Below are 16,007 nucleotides of genomic sequence, written 5' to 3'. Positions count from 1 at the left end.
ACAAGTTCTTCCGTTAAAAGATAATCATAAAACGTCCTCAGCACGCTAACATAGTACCTAATGGTACTAATTTTTAATTCCGGATAACTGGAAAGCCAATTTCTTATATCCTCTGTGGCAATCTTGTTTACTGGTTTTTCTGTGTATGCCCCGAAACTTTGAATAGTTTTGCGGTAATTCCGTAAAGTTTTTTCACTAAGGCCTTCCATTCTCTTAGCCATGAGAAACATGTTCATTTTTTCCGATATGTCGGGGTGTGTTTGTCCAGTAGCTATTTTCTTAATTTCGTATTGGCTCAGTAACTCGTGCAGTTTTTCGCCGCCCGGTTCACCAGGTTCAAAGGCACTTCAGTGATTTTAGCCCGGTGCAGCTGCTTTAATATCATCAGCTGTACCTCAAAACCGGTACCGATGTCGGTTAACTCTTTTAAAACCTCCTTTCGATAAGCCATCGTCTGATAAGTAGAGAGCAATTTGCACAAAAAAACGGTGAATACTTGGAAAAAGAAAAAATACTCATGGATAAGCTGGAGCAAATAGAAGCACAATCATCAACCCGAGATCTGGAAAATGCGGAGTTAATGATTACAACAGCTGCTGCCATGCGTGAGGACTGGGCAAATATGACCGGTGCGGAGAAAAAGTTGGCCTTACGCCAGGTTATTAAGCGAATAGAAGTTTATCCTGGAAAAATTATCGTTGACTTATTTGGCTTAAAAAAAGAAATAACACCGAAGATTGATTCCGGTGCTACCCTGTTATTTTAATGGTGGGATCAACAGGACTTGAACCTGTGACATCCTGCTTGTAAGGCAGGCGCTCTCCCAACTGAGCTATGATCCCATTCTATTTCAAAACGACAGCGCCGCATATGCGGCGCTACCTCTGGATATTGGTGGGAGCAAACGGGCTTGAACCGCTGACATCCTGCTTGTAAGGCAGGCGCTCTCCCAACTGAGCTATGCTCCCTTATGGTGACCCCACCGGGATTCGAACCCGGGTTACCGCCGTGAAAGGGCGGTGTCTTAGGCCTCTTGACCATGGGGCCTTTTATATCAACTACTGCAATTTGGTGGGCCCACTAGGATTCGAACCTAGAACCAGCCGGTTATGAGCCGGATGCTCTACCGTTGAGCTATGGGCCCGGGGAATTGGCTCCCCGAGCTGGATTCGAACCAGCAACCCTCCGGTTAACAGCCGGATGCTCTACCGTTGAGCTATCGAGGAACGCTGCAGTAGTAATTATACAACAAACCTACCCCACGGTCAATAGATTATTAAAATCAAAAATTACTAATCCAGGTAGTCCTTAAGTTTTTTACTGCGGCTGGGATGACGCAGTTTTCTTAATGTTTTGGCCTCAATCTGCCGGATACGCTCCCGGGTTACACCGAATTTTTGACCCACTTCTTCAAGGGTTCTCGCTCTGCCGTCATCCAGGCCGAAACGAAGGCGCAGAACTTTTTGTTCCCTGTCTGTAAGAGTTTCCAGCACTTCATCCAACTGTTCGCGGAGCAAGGTAAAGGAAGCCTCTTCTGCTGGCGCCCTGGCATCATGGTCTTCGATAAAATCACCAAGGTGTGAATCTTCCTCTTCACCAATCGGTGTTTCCAAAGACACAGGTTCCTGGGCTATTTTCATTATTTCCCGGACCTTATCTTCGGAGATGCCCATTTCCTTGGCAATTTCCTCCGGAGCCGGGTCCCTGCCCAGTTCCTGCAGCAGCTGCCTGCTTACCCTGATTAGTTTATTGATGGTTTCCACCATGTGCACCGGTATGCGAATAGTCCTGGCCTGGTCCGCTATGGCTCTGGTAATTGCCTGGCGAATCCACCAGGTTGCATAGGTGCTGAACTTATAACCCTTTCGGTAATCAAACTTTTCCACGGCCTTGATTAACCCCAGGTTACCTTCTTGAATTAAGTCGAGAAAAAGCATGCCTCTGCCAACATAGCGCTTGGCGATACTCACCACCAACCTCAGGTTTGCTTCAGCCAGGCGGCGCTTGGCCTCCTCATCTCCCTGCTCCATGCGTTTGGCCAGGACTACTTCTTCTTCTGGAGTCAGCAGTGGCACACGGCCGATTTCCTTCAAATACATGCGCACCGGGTCATCTATGCCAACGCCCTCGGGGACAGTCAAATCTACTTCCACATCTTCTTCGGCATCTTCTCCCAGCGGCGCATCATTGATATTTTCCATATCCTGTGTTTCCGGTACAACTTCTATGCCCATAGCGGCCAACTTTTCGTATATGTCATCCATTTGTTCGGGGGTAAGTTCTATGCCCTGAAGGCTATCCATTACCTCGTGGTAAGTCAGGACTCCCCTCTTTTTGCCCTTTTCGATCAGTTCCTTGACGTCTTTAATCTGCTCTGTTCTGTTCGGGTCCTCCCTCATCGCGCATTCCCCTCCTTTCAGGGCTTGTCGGCTATACTGATTTCATGCAGGATTCGGTCCACTTCTTCACTATTGCCTGATTTTTCAGCGTTGGCCAGTGCTATTACCAGCTCGTTCCTGTATTGCAGCAAACGTTTTCTTTTAATGGCGGCAATATATCCCGGCAGTAAAGCTTTTATATCTTCACCTGGAATTGGTTCCATTAACAGCATACCCAATTTTTGCTGGTGTTCTTCCTCTAAACGATCAAATAAAGCTGAAGGGCTATAGAAAGAACTCGCAGATATCTCCAGCAAATGGTCATAAACACAGGAACAAAACGTATCTATAAAAAAATTACCTTTGATTTCACTGGCAACCTTTGTTATCGTAGAAGCATCCTCCAGCATTATTCTAAGTAATCCATATTCTGCCTTGTCCCCAAATTTAATCCTATTTTTTCTAATAATATTATGCTTATTTTTAGCAATTTTATCCGGGTTTGTCCTTTTTTTGGGATTATTTTTGCAAAATCTATGCAATTCTTCAGCTACTGCGTGAAAACTTGTATATAATCTTGATGCCACCATTTGAATTGCTTCTGTTTTTTCCAGCTCAGCACTGATGGCGGCAACGTTGGGTAAAACTTCTTCTAAAATAGCATCTTTACTAGCTGCAACATTCTTATATTTTTCCAGTGCCATCTGAAGTTTAAACTCTACCAGCGGCATTGCCTTTTCCACCTGGTGCTGCCACTCCTCATGGCCTCTGGCCCTTAAAAATTCATCTGGATCCTTGCCCTCCGGGAGGTGCAGCACCCTTACCCTGCAGCCGGCCTCCTGCAATATATCAAGACCTCTAAGAGCTGCCGCCATACCAGCAGCATCGGCATCGTAGGCAATAATGACCTCCCTGGTCTGACTGGCCAATAGTTTGCCATGCTCCCTGGTAAGGCTGGTGCCCAGCGAAGCAACGGTATTTTTAATGCCATACTGGTGAGCGGTAATGGCATCCATATAGCCTTCGGTAATAATAACGTAACCCGCTTCGCGAATATGCTGCCTAGCTTTATCCAGCCCGTATAATATTTTTCCCTTGTTAAAGTAGTCGGTTTCCGGAGTATTTAAATACTTGGGATTGCTTTGATCTAAAACCCTGCCCCCGAATCCGGTCACTCTTCCCCGGCTGTCATTAATAGGAAACATCAGCCGGGATCTGAAACGGTCATAAGTTTTGTTATTATTGCTTACCGCCAATCCAACATCAACCAGGTTACCGGCTCCAACTCCCTTGTCTTTCATAAACCGGATTAATGCATCCCATTCAGCCAGGGCATAGCCCAGGTTAAAATTTTTGATTGTGTCAATGGCCACGCCCCTGTTTTTTAAATACATCCTAGCTGCTTCAGCGCCAGGGTGACGTAATAAGACATTATGGAAAAATTCGCTGGCTAAAGAATTAATTTTCCAGGCCTTTTCTTCCTGGCGCAGGCGTTCCCGTGTTTGGGGGCTAAAACCTTCCGGAACCGGCACCCCTACCATATCCCCGAGCATCCTGGCAGCCTCAGGAAAGGAAATGTTATGCTGCAGCATTAAAAACTTGAAAACATTGCCTCCAAGGTTACAGCCAAAACAATAAAAAATTTGCTTTTCAGGTGTAACCGTAAATGATGGTTCGGTTTCATGGTGGAATGGGCAAGGCGCAACGTAATTCTTACCTTTTTTTTGTAAGCTCACGTATGAAGAAATTATTCGTACGATATCGGCCCGGTTCCGAATATTATCCAATATTTCACCGGGAATATACCCTCCCACCATACCACCTTCCGCTAAAAAATATACCAAAGACATACCAGTCGATTAACATTTATTCGCTGCCACTATAAATTATCCTTCTGTGTTCGACATTTTTTTGTCACTCGCTGTCCCCGGGAATGGCAAATGACCTGGGAATAAATAAAGCTTTAAACTGGGCGATGGCATAGCGATCCGTCATACCTGCAATGTAATCGCAAACCGCCCTTTCAACCCCAACCGATTCTGCTCTAATACGGTATTCGGGAGGAAGCTTTTCAGGGTGTTTGTTCCAGTACTCAAATAGAAACTGCACAACATGCCTGGCCTTGCTCTCCTCACTTTTAGCCTCGGAATCTATATATACATGATCGAAAAGAAATTCCCTTAGTTTATCGGTGGCTTCCTGTACCCGTCTGCTCATTGTAATTTGCGGTTTGCCCCAACTGCTGGTAATTAAATCCACTACCATATTGTTTATTCTGGTCCGGTGTTCAGTTCCCAGCACATCAAGGCAAAATTGAGGCAAATCACTGGTCCTTAAAATCCCCCCTCTCACGGCGTCATCTATATCGTGATTTATATAGGCTACACGATCGGCTATCTTTACTATTTGCCCTTCCAGCGAGGAAGGCGTGACCTTTCCCGTGTGATTTAAGATACCGTCGCACACTTCTGCGGTTAAATTTAGCCCCCTGCCCCCTTCCAATTCATCTACCACCCGCAGGCTTTGCCGGTTATGCCTGAAGCCGCCAGTCATTATCTCATTTAAGGCACTTTCCCCTGCATGACCAAATGGAGTATGGCCCAGATCATGGCCCAGCGCTATAGCTTCAGTTAGATCCTCATTTAAGCGCAGCGCCCGGGCAACAGTTCTGGCAATTTGAGATACTTCCAGAGTATGGGTAAGTCTGGTCCGGTAATGATCACCCTCGGGAATAATAAACACCTGGGTTTTATGCTTAAGCCTGCGAAAGGCCTTGGAATGAATAATTCTATCCCTATCCCTTTGATAAGCAGTTCTTACACTACAGGGTTCCTCGGGATATTTGCGCCCTGCCGTGCAGCTGCTGCGGGCCGCCAGGGGGGAAAGCAGCTGATCTTCAATTTCTTCAGTGTGCTGGCGAATATTCAACCGGCCGCACCTCTCTTCACGGGCTAATAAATAATATACCCCCGGCAGTTTAAGAACCAGCGGGGGTGTGAGGCAAATGTTTATTTGCCTTGCGCCCGGTGGGCACGAAGTTCCACAGTGGCCTTTGCCACTTCCATTACCCTTCGCGCTAATGCCCGGGTTCGCTCTATCCCATTCTGGTCGTCACTGGCCTGACTTTGCGCACAGGCACCCTGGTGCCCGGCATCATTTTCAATATAACCTTCTCCTACCACAGTCATACCCTGGCACAACATCATATCCTGCATGGCCTGCACAGTAGTTTCCTGTCCGCCGAAACGCCCAACTCCAACTGATAGCGCGCCCCCCACCACATTCAAAAGCGCTTTTTCCGTACGTAAAACCCTGGTTTTATCCCAAAAAGCCTTAAGCTGGGATGAAACGGTACAAAAATATACGGGACTGCCAAGAATTAAACCATCGGCCCGGCGCAACAGATTAAACGCTTCCTCAAGTTCCGTTCCCCGGTAGCATTTGCCGTCGCAGGGGTGACTGCAGTCGATGCAAAAAGGCGTTTTCAACTTATTCAGGACCGCAGATACCTGTAAAAAGTACCCCTCGCCTCCGCATTTGACAACTTCATCAAGTGCCGCCCTGAGCATATATGCTGTATTTCCTGTAGGGTTGGGACTGCCGTTAATAGCAACAATGAACATATTATAAACCCCTTCCTGCTTGCTCTTTTAAAATGCTACAGCCCCAGGGATACCAACGTAGTATAAATGGGGCCTTTTCTGGTAAGTTGGCTTTCAATTAGGCTTATTGAATCAACCCGTATTTTACCAATTATTTCGAGATCTTTAGCAATTAAAGCCGCCCTGTCAACCAGCTCAGCACTTCCCCGGAGAGATCTGGTTCTTCCCAAAGTAAGGTGAGGAGAAAAACGGTTGCTGTGATCGGTAAATCCCAGCCTGGCAACAGCTTCTTCCACTTTTTCATGGAGCTGTTTAAACTTTTCCACCTCGCCCCTGACACCGGCCCAAATAACCTTAGGGCGTTTGGGACCCGGGAAAAAGCCGATACCGGCTAATTCCAGAGAGAAAGCACCTGTTCCGCTAATTGAATGGCTAACGGCATTGGTTAATTCTCGCACCTGGCTTGCGCGCGTATCCCCAAGAAATTTTAGAGTCAAGTGAAAGTTGTGTTGTTCTACCCACTTCACGTCTGCAGGAACTTCACGAAGCTTGGACTGTAACCCAAACAGTTTTCTTTTGATATTTTCAGGCAGGCATATCGCCCAGAATAATCTTTTTTGTTCCACTGTCCATCGCCCTAGAATTTATCATTGCAAACGCAGCGAAGCAATCTCAGCAGGGGATTGCCACGTCGCTTCGCTCCTCGCACTGTCATTACGAGCTCAGCGAAGCAACAGTAAAATATTGTAGTTAATAATTACTCAATACAGGTTTCTTTTATTTCTATATTTTTTTCCCAATTCCCTCTTATTTAACAGATATTTAATAAAGTTTAATAAAAATTTAAGAGAGGGAGAACCCTCTCTTTATTCAACCGTTTTTCACTTTAGCCTGGGCTGCTGCCAGCCTGGCGATAGGAACCCTGAAAGGTGAGCAGCTCACATAATTCAAACCGGTTAGGTGGCAAAATTCTATCGATGAAGGTTCTCCACCGTGCTCCCCACAGATCCCAACTAATAGTTCGGGCTTAACGCTTCGGCCCTGTTTAACAGCCATTTCCATTAACTTTCCTACCCCTTTGCGGTCCAAAACGACAAACGGGTTTTCCGCCAGTAGTTTTTTCTCCACATATTCCTGGAGGAATTTGCCTTCAGCATCATCCCGGCTAAAGCCCAGGGTAGTCTGGGTCAGGTCATTGGTGCCGAAGGAGAAGAAATCCGCGACACCCGCAATTTCATCCGCCAAAAGCGCGGCCCTTGGCACTTCAATCATAGTTCCCACGGTATATTCAAATTGGGTTCCGGTTTCCTGCATAACTGCTTCGGCAACCTCATCCACCACGCGGCGCAGGAAAGAGAGTTCATTAACATCTATAACCAGTGGAATCTCCACTTCGGGTATTACCTTGTAACCTTCCTTAATTAGACGTACCACCGCTTGGAAAATGGCCCTTGCCTGCATGGCGTATATGGAGGGGAAGGTTATGCCAAGGCGGCAGCCCCGGTGACCCAGCATGGGGTTAAACTCGGATAAAGCCCTGACTTTCTTGAGCAAGTCCTCTTTCTCAGCCAACTCTTTGCTGTCACCGCCGGCCAGACGCAGTTTGGTAATATCAACCATCAGTTCCTCGGCGTTGGGCAGAAACTCATGCAGCGGAGGATCCAGCAGCCTGATAGTAACAGGTAAACTTTCCATTGCTTTTAAGATACCGTAAAAATCCTCTTCCTGCATGGGTAACAGCTTAGCCAGTGCCTCGTCTCTCTCTGCATCTGAGGAAGCAAGAATCATTTCCTGAACTATCGGCAGGCGGTCCTGAGCCATAAACATATGCTCGGTACGGGTTAAGCCAATTCCTTCGGCCCCAAACTCCCTGGCCTTTGCTGCATCCTCCGGAGTGTCAGCGTTGGCCCTTACCCCGAGCCTGCGAATTTCATCAGCCCACTCTAAAAGCTGTTGGAATTCAGAGCTAAGTTCAGGGTCAATCATAGGTACCTCTCCAAGAATTACCTGCCCCGTGGCACCGTCGATGGAAATAATATCGCCCTTTTTCACAGTTAAATTATTAACTGTAAATTCTTCTTTTTCATAATCAATGCGGATTGCCTCGCAGCCGCAAACACAAGGTTTGCCCATACCACGGGCCACTACCGCGGCGTGACTGGTCATGCCGCCCCTGGAGGTAAGAATACCCTGGGCTTGGACAATACCGTGAATATCATCCGGTGTGGTTTCTGTGCGGACAAGAACAACCTTCTGGCCTTCCTGACCCATTTTCTCAGCTTCGTCCGCCTCAAAAACAACTTTACCCGCAGCGGCGCCCGGTGAAGCGGGAAGCCCCTTGGCAATTATCTCCAGCTTGGCATTGGGGTCAATGCGCCTGTGCAGCAAGTGGTCCAGGTGAGCAGGTTCCACCCTGGTTACAGCCACTTCTTTTGTAATCAATCCTTCGTTAACCATATCAACAGCAATTTTTATAGCTGCCTGGGCGGTGCGTTTCCCGTTACGGGTCTGTAAAATGAACAATTTGCCGCGCTCAATGGTAAACTCAATATCCTGCATGTTGCGGTAATGTTTTTCCAGCAGGTTGCAAGTTTCCACAAACTGTTTGTAAACTTCCGGCATCTCGTCCTTTAAGGTGGCGATAGGCTGTGGCGTCCTGATCCCGGCCACTACATCTTCACCCTGGGCATTGATCAGGTACTCTCCGTACAGTTCGTTAACACCCGTAGAGGGGTTGCGGGTAAAAGCTACACCGGTGCCGCAGTCATTACCCAGGTTGCCAAAAGCCATAGCCTGAATATTTACTGCTGTACCCAGATCTTCGGGAATTTTGTTAACTTTACGGTAAACAATGGCCCGGTCAGTATTCCAGGAATTAAATACTGCATAGATCGCCTTAAACAGCTGCTCTATGGGATCCTGGGGGAACGGGTTCCCTGTCTCCCGTTTAATTATTTTTTTGTATTCTTCTACCACAACCTGCCAGTCTTCAGCAGTTAATTGACTGTCAAATTTAACATTAGCTTTATTTTTTTGAGTTTCAAGCGCTCTTTCGAACTTAGCATGTTCAATGCCAAGCACAACATCCCCAAACATATTTAAAAACCGCCGGTAGCAATCCAGAGCAAACCTTCTGTCACCGGAAGCTGCTGCCAGTCCTTCCACCGTTTGGTCGTTCAGCCCCAGGTTTAAAACCGTATCCATCATGCCCGGCATGGATATGGGCGCACCGGAACGAACGCTTACCAGCAGCGGGTTTTCAGCATTACCAAACTCCTTGCCGGTTTTAGCTTCAAGTAACTTTATTTTTTCCCTGACTTGTTCCTCCATACCAGGTGGAAATTGCCTGTTCTCAAGGTAAAACTGGTTGCAGGCTTCGGTAGTGATTATTATTCCCGGAGGAACGGGCAAACCTATGTAAGTCATTTCCGCCAGGTTCGCCCCTTTACCGCCAAGAAGGTTCTTCATCTCAGCCCGGCCCTCTTCAAATGCATAAACCCATTTTTTACCTGCCATATCTCTCACCCCTGTAATATATTTCGAGTACCTTGCTGGCAGTCTCTTCGACTGCTTTATTGGAAACGTCAATAATTGAGCAGCCCGCCTTTTTCATAATGCTTTCGGCATATTCTATTTCCCGTAAAATACGCTCCATGCTGGCGTAATCTGCATTTGATGTCAGCCCCAGTGATTTTAGCCTTTCACGTCTGATTTCATTTAACAAACTGGGTCGTATGGTTAAACCAATCAACTTGTGTGACGGCAGGTTAAAGATCTCCTCAGGTGGGGAAACCTCCGGTACCAGAGGCACGTTGGCTGCTTTGATCCGCTTGTGCGCCAGATACATGCACAAAGGAGTTTTAGATGTCCTGCTGACCCCTACTACTACAAGATCTGCCCGGTTAATGCCCCGGGGATCCTTGCCGTCGTCATATTTAACAGCGAATTCTATGGCTTCGACTTTGCGAAAATATTCCTGGTCCATTCTCCGCACCAGCCCCGGCTCAAGCTTGGGCGGTTTCCTTTTAAAAGCAGTAAGGGCATCCAGCATCGGAGTCATGATATCAACCGTCATGATATTGTATTTTTGTGCTTCTTTTTTCAGGGCCTCCCTGAGTTCAGGCAGCACCAGGGTATAGGCAATTAAACTGTTATACTGCCTTATTTCCTCAATAATCTCATAAATTTCGGATGCATCGTTGACGTAAGGAACCCGGCGGATCTCCACCCCATCGCCGTTAAACTGGCTGGCCGCAGCCCGGGCCACCAGTTCCGCCGTTTCACCGATGGAATCAGATATTATAAAGATATATTGCCTGGAATCATTGTTTTCCGTGGAAATGGATACCGCCCTCCTTAATAATCTCCTTCGCCCAGCTCAACAAAAAGCCTGGTTATATTTGTCTTGCTAAACCTGCCAATTACTTCATAAGCCACTGTGCCATCTTCCTGGGTACTTGCTTTAACCACCGGCAAAGCATCCACTTCGTGGTTGATTAATTTCCTTGCCGCCTCCCATACCGATTCGTCCGGTTCAGCGTAGATGATATTAGGCATTCTGGTCATGATTACCCCCAGTGGCAGTTTGTGAATATCCTGCCCTCCCAAAGTTGTTTTTAGAAGGTCTTTGCGCGATACAATACCCTCTAAAAAACCTCCTTCGCGAACCACAAACAGCGTGCCGACATCCTCGATGAACATGGTCACCACAGCATCATAGACGGTGCACTTCTCCGGAACCACAACGGGGACTGATTTAACTTCACCAACTTTGACCTGGTGAAGTTTTTCCGCCAGCACCCGGCCCGGCTTTTTTCCGCTGTGGAAATAACCAACCCTGGGACGCGCCTCCAGCATACCCGACATGGTCAGGATGGCCATGTCGGGGCGCAGTGTTGCCCTGGTAAGATTTAGCCGTTCCGCAATTTGTTCTCCGGTAATAGGACCTTCTCTTTTAACTATGTCTAAAATTAATTGTTGCCTGTCTGTGAGTTGCATATCATCGCCCCTTGGAGAGCAAATATGCCATACTAATAAACCTTGCCTCCACAAATAATATATATTATATACACACTATTTATTTTCCTTTAAGCTTAAAAAATATTTTTTTACTATTACTTGGAATTCAGTAGTCAGTAGCCAGAATTCAGTAGGGATATATTGCATTCCTTGATGGTTTTAACCTTTGCATTGTGCCAAAATTCGTTCTTACTCCTGACTTCTGAATAGTTACATTTTTTTACTTATTTTGCACTACCAATTTGCTTAAATCTGCTACCTTACCAATAAAATCAGCTATATTTTTTAACAGAGCCAACCTGTTATCCCTTACCCGCCGGTCTTCGACCATCACCATAACATCTTCAAAGAAACGGTCAACCGGCTTTTGCAGTCCCGCAATCAAGGAAAAGGCCATGCTATAATCCCGCGCTTTTAAGCTGTCTCCGGCTGCTTTTGAAACTTTATTAAAGGCGGCATAAAGATCTTTTTCAACTTCCGTTTCAAACAGCACTGGATCCACCCGGTCGCTTTCGGTATTTTTGCTTAAATTAAAGGCCCGGGTAAAAGCAGTTAACAGCGCATCGAAAGCGGGTTCGGACCGGAATTGATGCAAAGCCCGCCCCCGCAGCCAGGTGTCGTAGAAATCGTCATAACCGGGGGCAAGAACAGCATCAACCGTATCATACGGCAGCCCGCGCTCAATGAATAAAACCCGAAGCCGCTGTCTAAAAAATTCACCCAACTCAGTGGTAACCCGGTCTACCCCAAGTTTCATTTTCACCCGGTCTAAATAGCTTTTATAAGCATGTTCAATCATCTCGGTTAACGACAGCGTCAGGCCGGCGTCAAGAATTATATTACATACCCCCAGCGCCTGGCGTCTTAACGCATACGGGTCCTGTGAGCCGGTTGGCTGAATGCCGATACCAAAACAGCCCGCCAGCGTATCCATCTTATCAGCTATACTCAAAACCTTGCCCGGCAGCGTCTCAGGCAAGTCATCCCCGGCAAACCTGGGCAGATAATGCTCATAAATTGCCAGCGCAACTCCTTCCGGCTCGTTGAAACGCCGTGCATACTCCCGGCCCATTATCCCCTGCAGCTCAGGAAATTCATAAACCATATTGGTCAGCAAATCTGCCTTGGCCAGGCGGGCAGCCCTAATCAAATCGGACCGTTCCTGCGGGGTCGCACCCAGGCGGCCGCAAATATAATCTGCCAGGCTGGTAATGCGCTGAACCTTTTCATATATTGTGCCTAGGCTTTCCTGGAAAATGACTTTTTTCAGCCCGTCTACCTTGTCCTCCAGCGGCGCTTTGAGATCCTCCTGCCAGAAAAACGCGGCATCCGACAGCCGGGCCCGCAAAACTTTTTCATTTCCCGCCCGGACTATATCAACATTGCTGGTACCGCCGTTGCTTACAGCCACAAACAGCGGCAGCAGCCGGTTATCCGAACCGCGGACGGGAAAATAGCGCTGGTGCTCCCGCATAGGTGTAACCAACACTTCTTCGGGCATTTCCAGATAGCGCTCGTCAAAGCTGCCGCAAAGAGCTGTGGGGTATTCAACCAGATTTGTAACCTCATCCAGCAAATCCTCGTTGGTTTCCGGCCTGCCGCCTTTTTCAGTAGCAACTTGCTCAATCTGGCTGCGAATTTTTTCTTTACGTTCATTGATACCGGCAATAACAAAAACTTCTTCGAGCACCCGGCTATAGGAGCCTGCATCAGCAAGCGCCACTTTGCCATGACTTAAAAAACGATGGCCCATTGTGTAGCGGTCAGACTGCAAACCCGCAAACTCAAATTTGACCACATCTTTTCCATAAAGGCAAAGCAGCCAGCGTATAGGACGGGCAAACCTGATTTCCAAATCACCCCAGCGCATGGGTTTTGGGAAATGCAGCCCTTCGATTAAGTTCAGGGCAATGGCTGTTAATACGGCATAAGTTTCCCCGCCTTCTTCCTTTTTAATGGCAAAAACGTATTCCACCGGGCCAACTGATTTGCGTACCAGGTCTTCCACCTGCACTCCCTGGCTTTTGGCAAAACCCCGGGCGGCCCTGGTAGGCTCCCCGGCGGCATTAAACGCCACTTTCACCGCCGGTCCCTTAACTTCCTGAATAAGTGGTTCCTGGCTCTCTGCAACGCCAGTGATTAATATCGCTATTCTCCTGGGAGTTCCATAAGTTTTAATTTCCTTGTAGGCAATTCTGCTGTCACGCAATGCTTTACCCGCCAGTTCCCGCATTTGTTCCAGAGACGGGGCAATAAACCGGGCCGGCAGCTCTTCCACACCAATTTCCAATAAAAAATCCCTGGCCATATCAGGCATCCTCCTTTTTCAGCAGGGGAAAACCCATATTCTCCCTTTGTTCAACGTATTTAACAGCACAAGCCCGGGCCAAATTACGCACCCTGTGGATAAACCCCGTCCGTTCAGTTACGCTGATCGCCCCCCTGGCATCCAGTAGGTTAAATGTATGCGAACATTTCAAAACATAATCATAAGCTGGTAAAACCAGGCCCTTTTCGACTATCCTGGTGGCTTCCCGCTCGTACATATCAAACAATTGAAACAACATCTGCGTGTCTGCTGCTTCAAAATTATAATGGGAATGTTCAACTTCCCCGCGATGATGCACTGCACCATATGTAACACCATCTACCCATTCTATGTCAAATACGTTATCTTTCTCTTGAATGTACATGGCCAGCCGCTCAAGCCCGTAGGTGATTTCCGCGCTTACCGGACGGCAGTCTATGCCGCCGCACTGCTGAAAATAGGTGAACTGGGTAATTTCCATGCCATCCAGCCAAACCTCCCACCCCAGTCCCCAGGCCCCCAGGGTTGGTGATTCCCAGTTATCTTCCACGAACCGGATATCATGTTTTTCGGGGTCAATACCGATGGCTTTGAGACTCTGCAGGTATACCTCCAGCACAGCGTCCGGTGATGGTTTTAAGATAACCTGGTACTGGTAATAATGCTGCAACCGGTTGGGGTTTTCCCCGTACCTGCCGTCGGTGGGCCGGCGCGACGGTTCGACGTAAGCCACCCGCCAGGGCTCCGGGCCCAAAGATCGCAAAAAAGTGGCCGGATTCATCGTCCCGGCGCCTTTTTCAACATCGTAAGGCTGCTGGATGATGCAATTCTGATTGGCCCAGAAGGTATTTAGGGTTAATATCAGCTCCTGGAAATTCATGTTTTACCAACCTCCCTTGAAAAATAATCAAAAACTAAACCTCCCGCCCCGGCAATAGCCAGGGACGGGAGGCATATTCCCGCGGTTCCACCCTGTTTGGCCGCACCAAGGCAGCCCACTCGATTTTCCAGGTTTTACTGGCCGTCAAAGATGACGGTTTTCCTCCCGCGGCTCGGGAACCCCTTTCACCGGGACAATCCACCGGCTCACACCAACCGCCGGCTCTCTGGCAGAAACTATTCCCGGGTACTCTTTCCTTCATCGCCCCAAAAATATTTAGATAACAAAACAAATTTATCAAATTTAACCTGTAAAGTCAATTAAAAAAGCGCGCTCAATCAGTTCCCTTAGCGCGCGCTTTTTTATACTTTAATCCTTAGTTCTGGCCATAAATATGGCCAGGTATACTTTCCTAAAGTGTTAAAAAGCTACTGCAAGCTGTCTTTGTTAAATTCAAAGGTTTCTTCTGCGTCTGCTTCATCTCTATCAGCCTTATCATCAACATCTTTATCCCTGCGATCAAACTCAAGTGTATATTTTTTGGCCATGGCGGTAACAGTTCCCAATGCGCCCAGGACGGCCAGCTCACTGCTGGCCAGGGCGGCCAGTAATCCGATCGCGCCTACTGAAGCGGGCACTTCTAAAACAGTCCTGTCTCCCTGCTTTACTTTAATTCTGGTTTCCTGACCACGCTGCAGGATGGATTTCAAATTATCCAAAAGATCAAGCCCGCGGCATTGTATTTTCTCGGCAAACTTCTGATCCCTTTCTTCCAGATTGATTAACGCCTGAACCACATCTCCACCCGCATCATCCAGTGCCTTTTTGGCCTCCCTGTAGGTTACGCCCGTTCTGGCCCTTATCAGATCAATGTTTTCCAATTCATTGTTCACGAAATAACCCCCTTTAAATATGCCTCTTACTTGAGGATAATTTAACCTTTATTGCACTTGCTTTATACATCTATCAGGTCTTGTAATCCCGGACTTTTTCCAGGAATTCCAATGGACCGGAGCGTCTTTCCGTAAGCCATTTTATATATTCAGTCATAATTAGTTTAATTTGAGCTCCCGCTTGCCGGGTAACTCGTATTCTCTCAACCGTAGCCAGTTCCCAGGCCAGCAGTGCTTTCATCACCGAAACCGCTTCCCTGCCGCAAAAATATTCTGCCACGCCGGGTGTCCTGCAATTCCGGCAGATAAGACCGCCTGCCCAGGGACTAAAGTAGTTATCCGGGCCAGGCATGGCTTCACCGCAGCTGGTACAGCCATCCAGGTAAGGCAAATAGCCTAATAATGCAACCAGGCGCAATTCGAAGCTTCTAATCACCAATTCAGGGTCTTTCGTCTTTTCAAGAACCCTCAGTAAGCTGAGCAGCAAACTGAATATGTTCTCATCGGGCTCACCGTCCGCAGTCAGCCGGTCAACCAATCCGGTGGCGTGCCCGGCATAGCTCATCAGGTCCAGGTCGGCCCAAAGGGCGGGAAAAATTTCACGTCCCTCACACTGGCTGACACTGTCAAGTTCCCTGCCCCGGCGCAGCAAAAAATCAGTATGGCAAAAAGGCTGCACCGCACCTCTTTTTTTGCTGGTGGGCTTGACAACACCGTGGGCAACAGCCCTTACTTTGCCCTTTTCCCTCGTATACAGAGTAAGCACACGGTGTGCGTCCCGCATTTCGTATGAATTTAAAACAATGGCCTGCACCCTGTAAAGTTGCATAAGCATTCCTCCCGGAGGACAGGCGCCTGTAAAGACGGCCTTCCGCAATTAAATTAACCGGACAAAAAGATCCCCGGCCAGGGGGAATTATTTGATCC

At 47.7% G+C, this 16,007-nt stretch carries 14 protein-coding genes, 5 tRNA genes and 1 other annotated feature; of the genes, 1 reads left to right on the top strand and 18 read right to left on the bottom strand.

Going from position 1 to position 16,007, the window contains the following annotated elements; translation table 11 throughout:
• Positions 1–230, bottom strand: a 230-nt coding sequence (locus H569_RS0113560) for a phage integrase N-terminal SAM-like domain-containing protein (protein ID WP_027365439.1), incomplete at its 3' end; no start/stop codon positions are given.
• 266 nt (positions 231–496) lie between these two features.
• Here H569_RS0113560 and H569_RS0113550 point away from each other — a divergent pair.
• Entirely contained in the window at positions 497–766 is a 270-nt protein-coding gene (locus H569_RS0113550; protein ID WP_027365438.1) for a hypothetical protein, read from the top strand.
• Here H569_RS0113550 and H569_RS0113545 read toward each other — a convergent pair.
• From H569_RS0113545 to recO, 17 genes are all read right to left on the bottom strand, one after another.
• Positions 767–842: transfer RNA gene (locus H569_RS0113545), tRNA-Val, on the bottom strand. It abuts the gene before it with no gap.
• 50 nt (positions 843–892) lie between these two features.
• Positions 893–968 (bottom strand) — tRNA-Val (locus H569_RS0113540).
• A 3-nt stretch (positions 969–971) separates the two neighbouring features.
• A tRNA-Glu gene (locus tag H569_RS0113535) sits at positions 972–1,047 on the bottom strand.
• A gap of 22 nt (positions 1,048–1,069) precedes the next feature.
• Positions 1,070–1,144 (bottom strand) — tRNA-Ile (locus H569_RS0113530).
• Positions 1,145–1,151: 7 nt separating this feature from the next.
• Positions 1,152–1,226 (bottom strand) — tRNA-Asn (locus H569_RS0113525).
• Between the two features lie 66 nt (positions 1,227–1,292).
• Positions 1,293–2,399 (bottom strand): RNA polymerase sigma factor RpoD, encoded by a 1,107-nt coding sequence (gene rpoD / locus H569_RS0113520; protein WP_027365437.1) that lies wholly within the window; start codon positions 2,397–2,399, stop codon positions 1,293–1,295.
• Between the two features lie 17 nt (positions 2,400–2,416).
• The gene (gene dnaG / locus H569_RS0113515) at positions 2,417–4,195 is read right to left on the bottom strand and encodes a DNA primase (RefSeq protein WP_169726472.1); all 1,779 of its coding nucleotides are present in this window, start codon (positions 4,193–4,195) and stop codon (positions 2,417–2,419) included.
• A gap of 97 nt (positions 4,196–4,292) precedes the next feature.
• Positions 4,293–5,306 carry a deoxyguanosinetriphosphate triphosphohydrolase gene (locus H569_RS0113510; protein WP_027365435.1) on the bottom strand — a complete coding sequence of 338 codons (1,014 nt, stop codon included), beginning with the start codon at positions 5,304–5,306 and terminating at the stop codon, positions 4,293–4,295.
• Between the two features lie 80 nt (positions 5,307–5,386).
• Entirely contained in the window at positions 5,387–6,001 is a 615-nt protein-coding gene (locus tag H569_RS0113505; RefSeq protein ID WP_027365434.1) for a flavodoxin family protein, read from the bottom strand.
• A 35-nt stretch (positions 6,002–6,036) separates the two neighbouring features.
• Positions 6,037–6,606, bottom strand: coding sequence for an RNA 2',3'-cyclic phosphodiesterase (gene thpR, locus H569_RS0113500; protein WP_027365433.1), 570 nt, complete (start codon positions 6,604–6,606; stop codon positions 6,037–6,039).
• Between the two features lie 244 nt (positions 6,607–6,850).
• Positions 6,851–9,496: a pyruvate, phosphate dikinase gene (gene ppdK, locus H569_RS0113495; protein WP_027365432.1), complete on the bottom strand. Its 2,646-nt coding sequence runs from the start codon at positions 9,494–9,496 to the stop codon at positions 6,851–6,853.
• Positions 9,486–10,322, bottom strand: a complete 837-nt coding sequence (locus H569_RS0113490) for a pyruvate, water dikinase regulatory protein (RefSeq protein WP_027365431.1) — start codon at positions 10,320–10,322, stop codon at positions 9,486–9,488. The genes ppdK and H569_RS0113490 overlap by 11 nt, the downstream gene beginning before the upstream one ends.
• Positions 10,323–10,336: 14 nt before the next feature.
• On the bottom strand, positions 10,337–10,978 hold the full coding sequence (locus H569_RS0113485; RefSeq protein WP_027365430.1) for a helix-turn-helix transcriptional regulator: 642 nt from the start codon (positions 10,976–10,978) through the stop codon (positions 10,337–10,339).
• A 241-nt stretch (positions 10,979–11,219) separates the two neighbouring features.
• Positions 11,220–13,307, bottom strand: a complete 2,088-nt coding sequence (gene glyS / locus H569_RS0113480) for a glycine--tRNA ligase subunit beta (protein WP_027365429.1) — start codon at positions 13,305–13,307, stop codon at positions 11,220–11,222.
• A gap of 1 nt (position 13,308) precedes the next feature.
• Entirely contained in the window at positions 13,309–14,187 is an 879-nt protein-coding gene (glyQ, locus tag H569_RS0113475) for a glycine--tRNA ligase subunit alpha (RefSeq protein WP_027365428.1), read from the bottom strand.
• Between the two features lie 57 nt (positions 14,188–14,244).
• Positions 14,245–14,458 (bottom strand) — a binding site (T-box leader).
• 157 nt (positions 14,459–14,615) lie between these two features.
• Positions 14,616–15,080, bottom strand: coding sequence for a DUF4342 domain-containing protein (locus H569_RS0113465; protein WP_027365427.1), 465 nt, complete (start codon positions 15,078–15,080; stop codon positions 14,616–14,618).
• Positions 15,081–15,153: 73 nt separating this feature from the next.
• Positions 15,154–15,909 carry a DNA repair protein RecO gene (recO, locus tag H569_RS0113460; RefSeq protein WP_027365426.1) on the bottom strand — a complete coding sequence of 252 codons (756 nt, stop codon included), beginning with the start codon at positions 15,907–15,909 and terminating at the stop codon, positions 15,154–15,156.
• Between the last annotated feature and the right edge of the window lie 98 nt (positions 15,910–16,007).

The sequence above is a fragment of the Desulfotruncus alcoholivorax DSM 16058 genome, from assembly GCF_000430885.1.
Lineage (GTDB): Bacteria > Bacillota > Desulfotomaculia > Desulfotomaculales > Desulfallaceae > Desulfotruncus > Desulfotruncus alcoholivorax.
The sequence above is the reverse complement of the archived record's forward strand: the minus strand, read 5'-3'. Positions and strand labels throughout refer to the sequence as shown.

Coding starts and splice junctions, on each gene's coding strand:
- glyQ (WP_027365428.1), bottom strand. CDS start 14,187: ATGAATTTCCAGGAGCTGATATTAACCCTAAATACCTTCTGGGCCAAT.
- ppdK (WP_027365432.1), bottom strand. CDS start 9,496: ATGGCAGGTAAAAAATGGGTTTATGCATTTGAAGAGGGCCGGGCTGAG.
- glyS (WP_027365429.1), bottom strand. CDS start 13,307: ATGGCCAGGGATTTTTTATTGGAAATTGGTGTGGAAGAGCTGCCGGCC.
- H569_RS0113485 (WP_027365430.1), bottom strand. CDS start 10,978: ATGCAACTCACAGACAGGCAACAATTAATTTTAGACATAGTTAAAAGA.
- dnaG (WP_169726472.1), bottom strand. CDS start 4,195: ATGGTGGGAGGGTATATTCCCGGTGAAATATTGGATAATATTCGGAAC.
- H569_RS0113505 (WP_027365434.1), bottom strand. CDS start 6,001: ATGTTCATTGTTGCTATTAACGGCAGTCCCAACCCTACAGGAAATACA.
- rpoD (WP_027365437.1), bottom strand. CDS start 2,399: ATGAGGGAGGACCCGAACAGAACAGAGCAGATTAAAGACGTCAAGGAA.
- recO (WP_027365426.1), bottom strand. CDS start 15,909: ATGCAACTTTACAGGGTGCAGGCCATTGTTTTAAATTCATACGAAATG.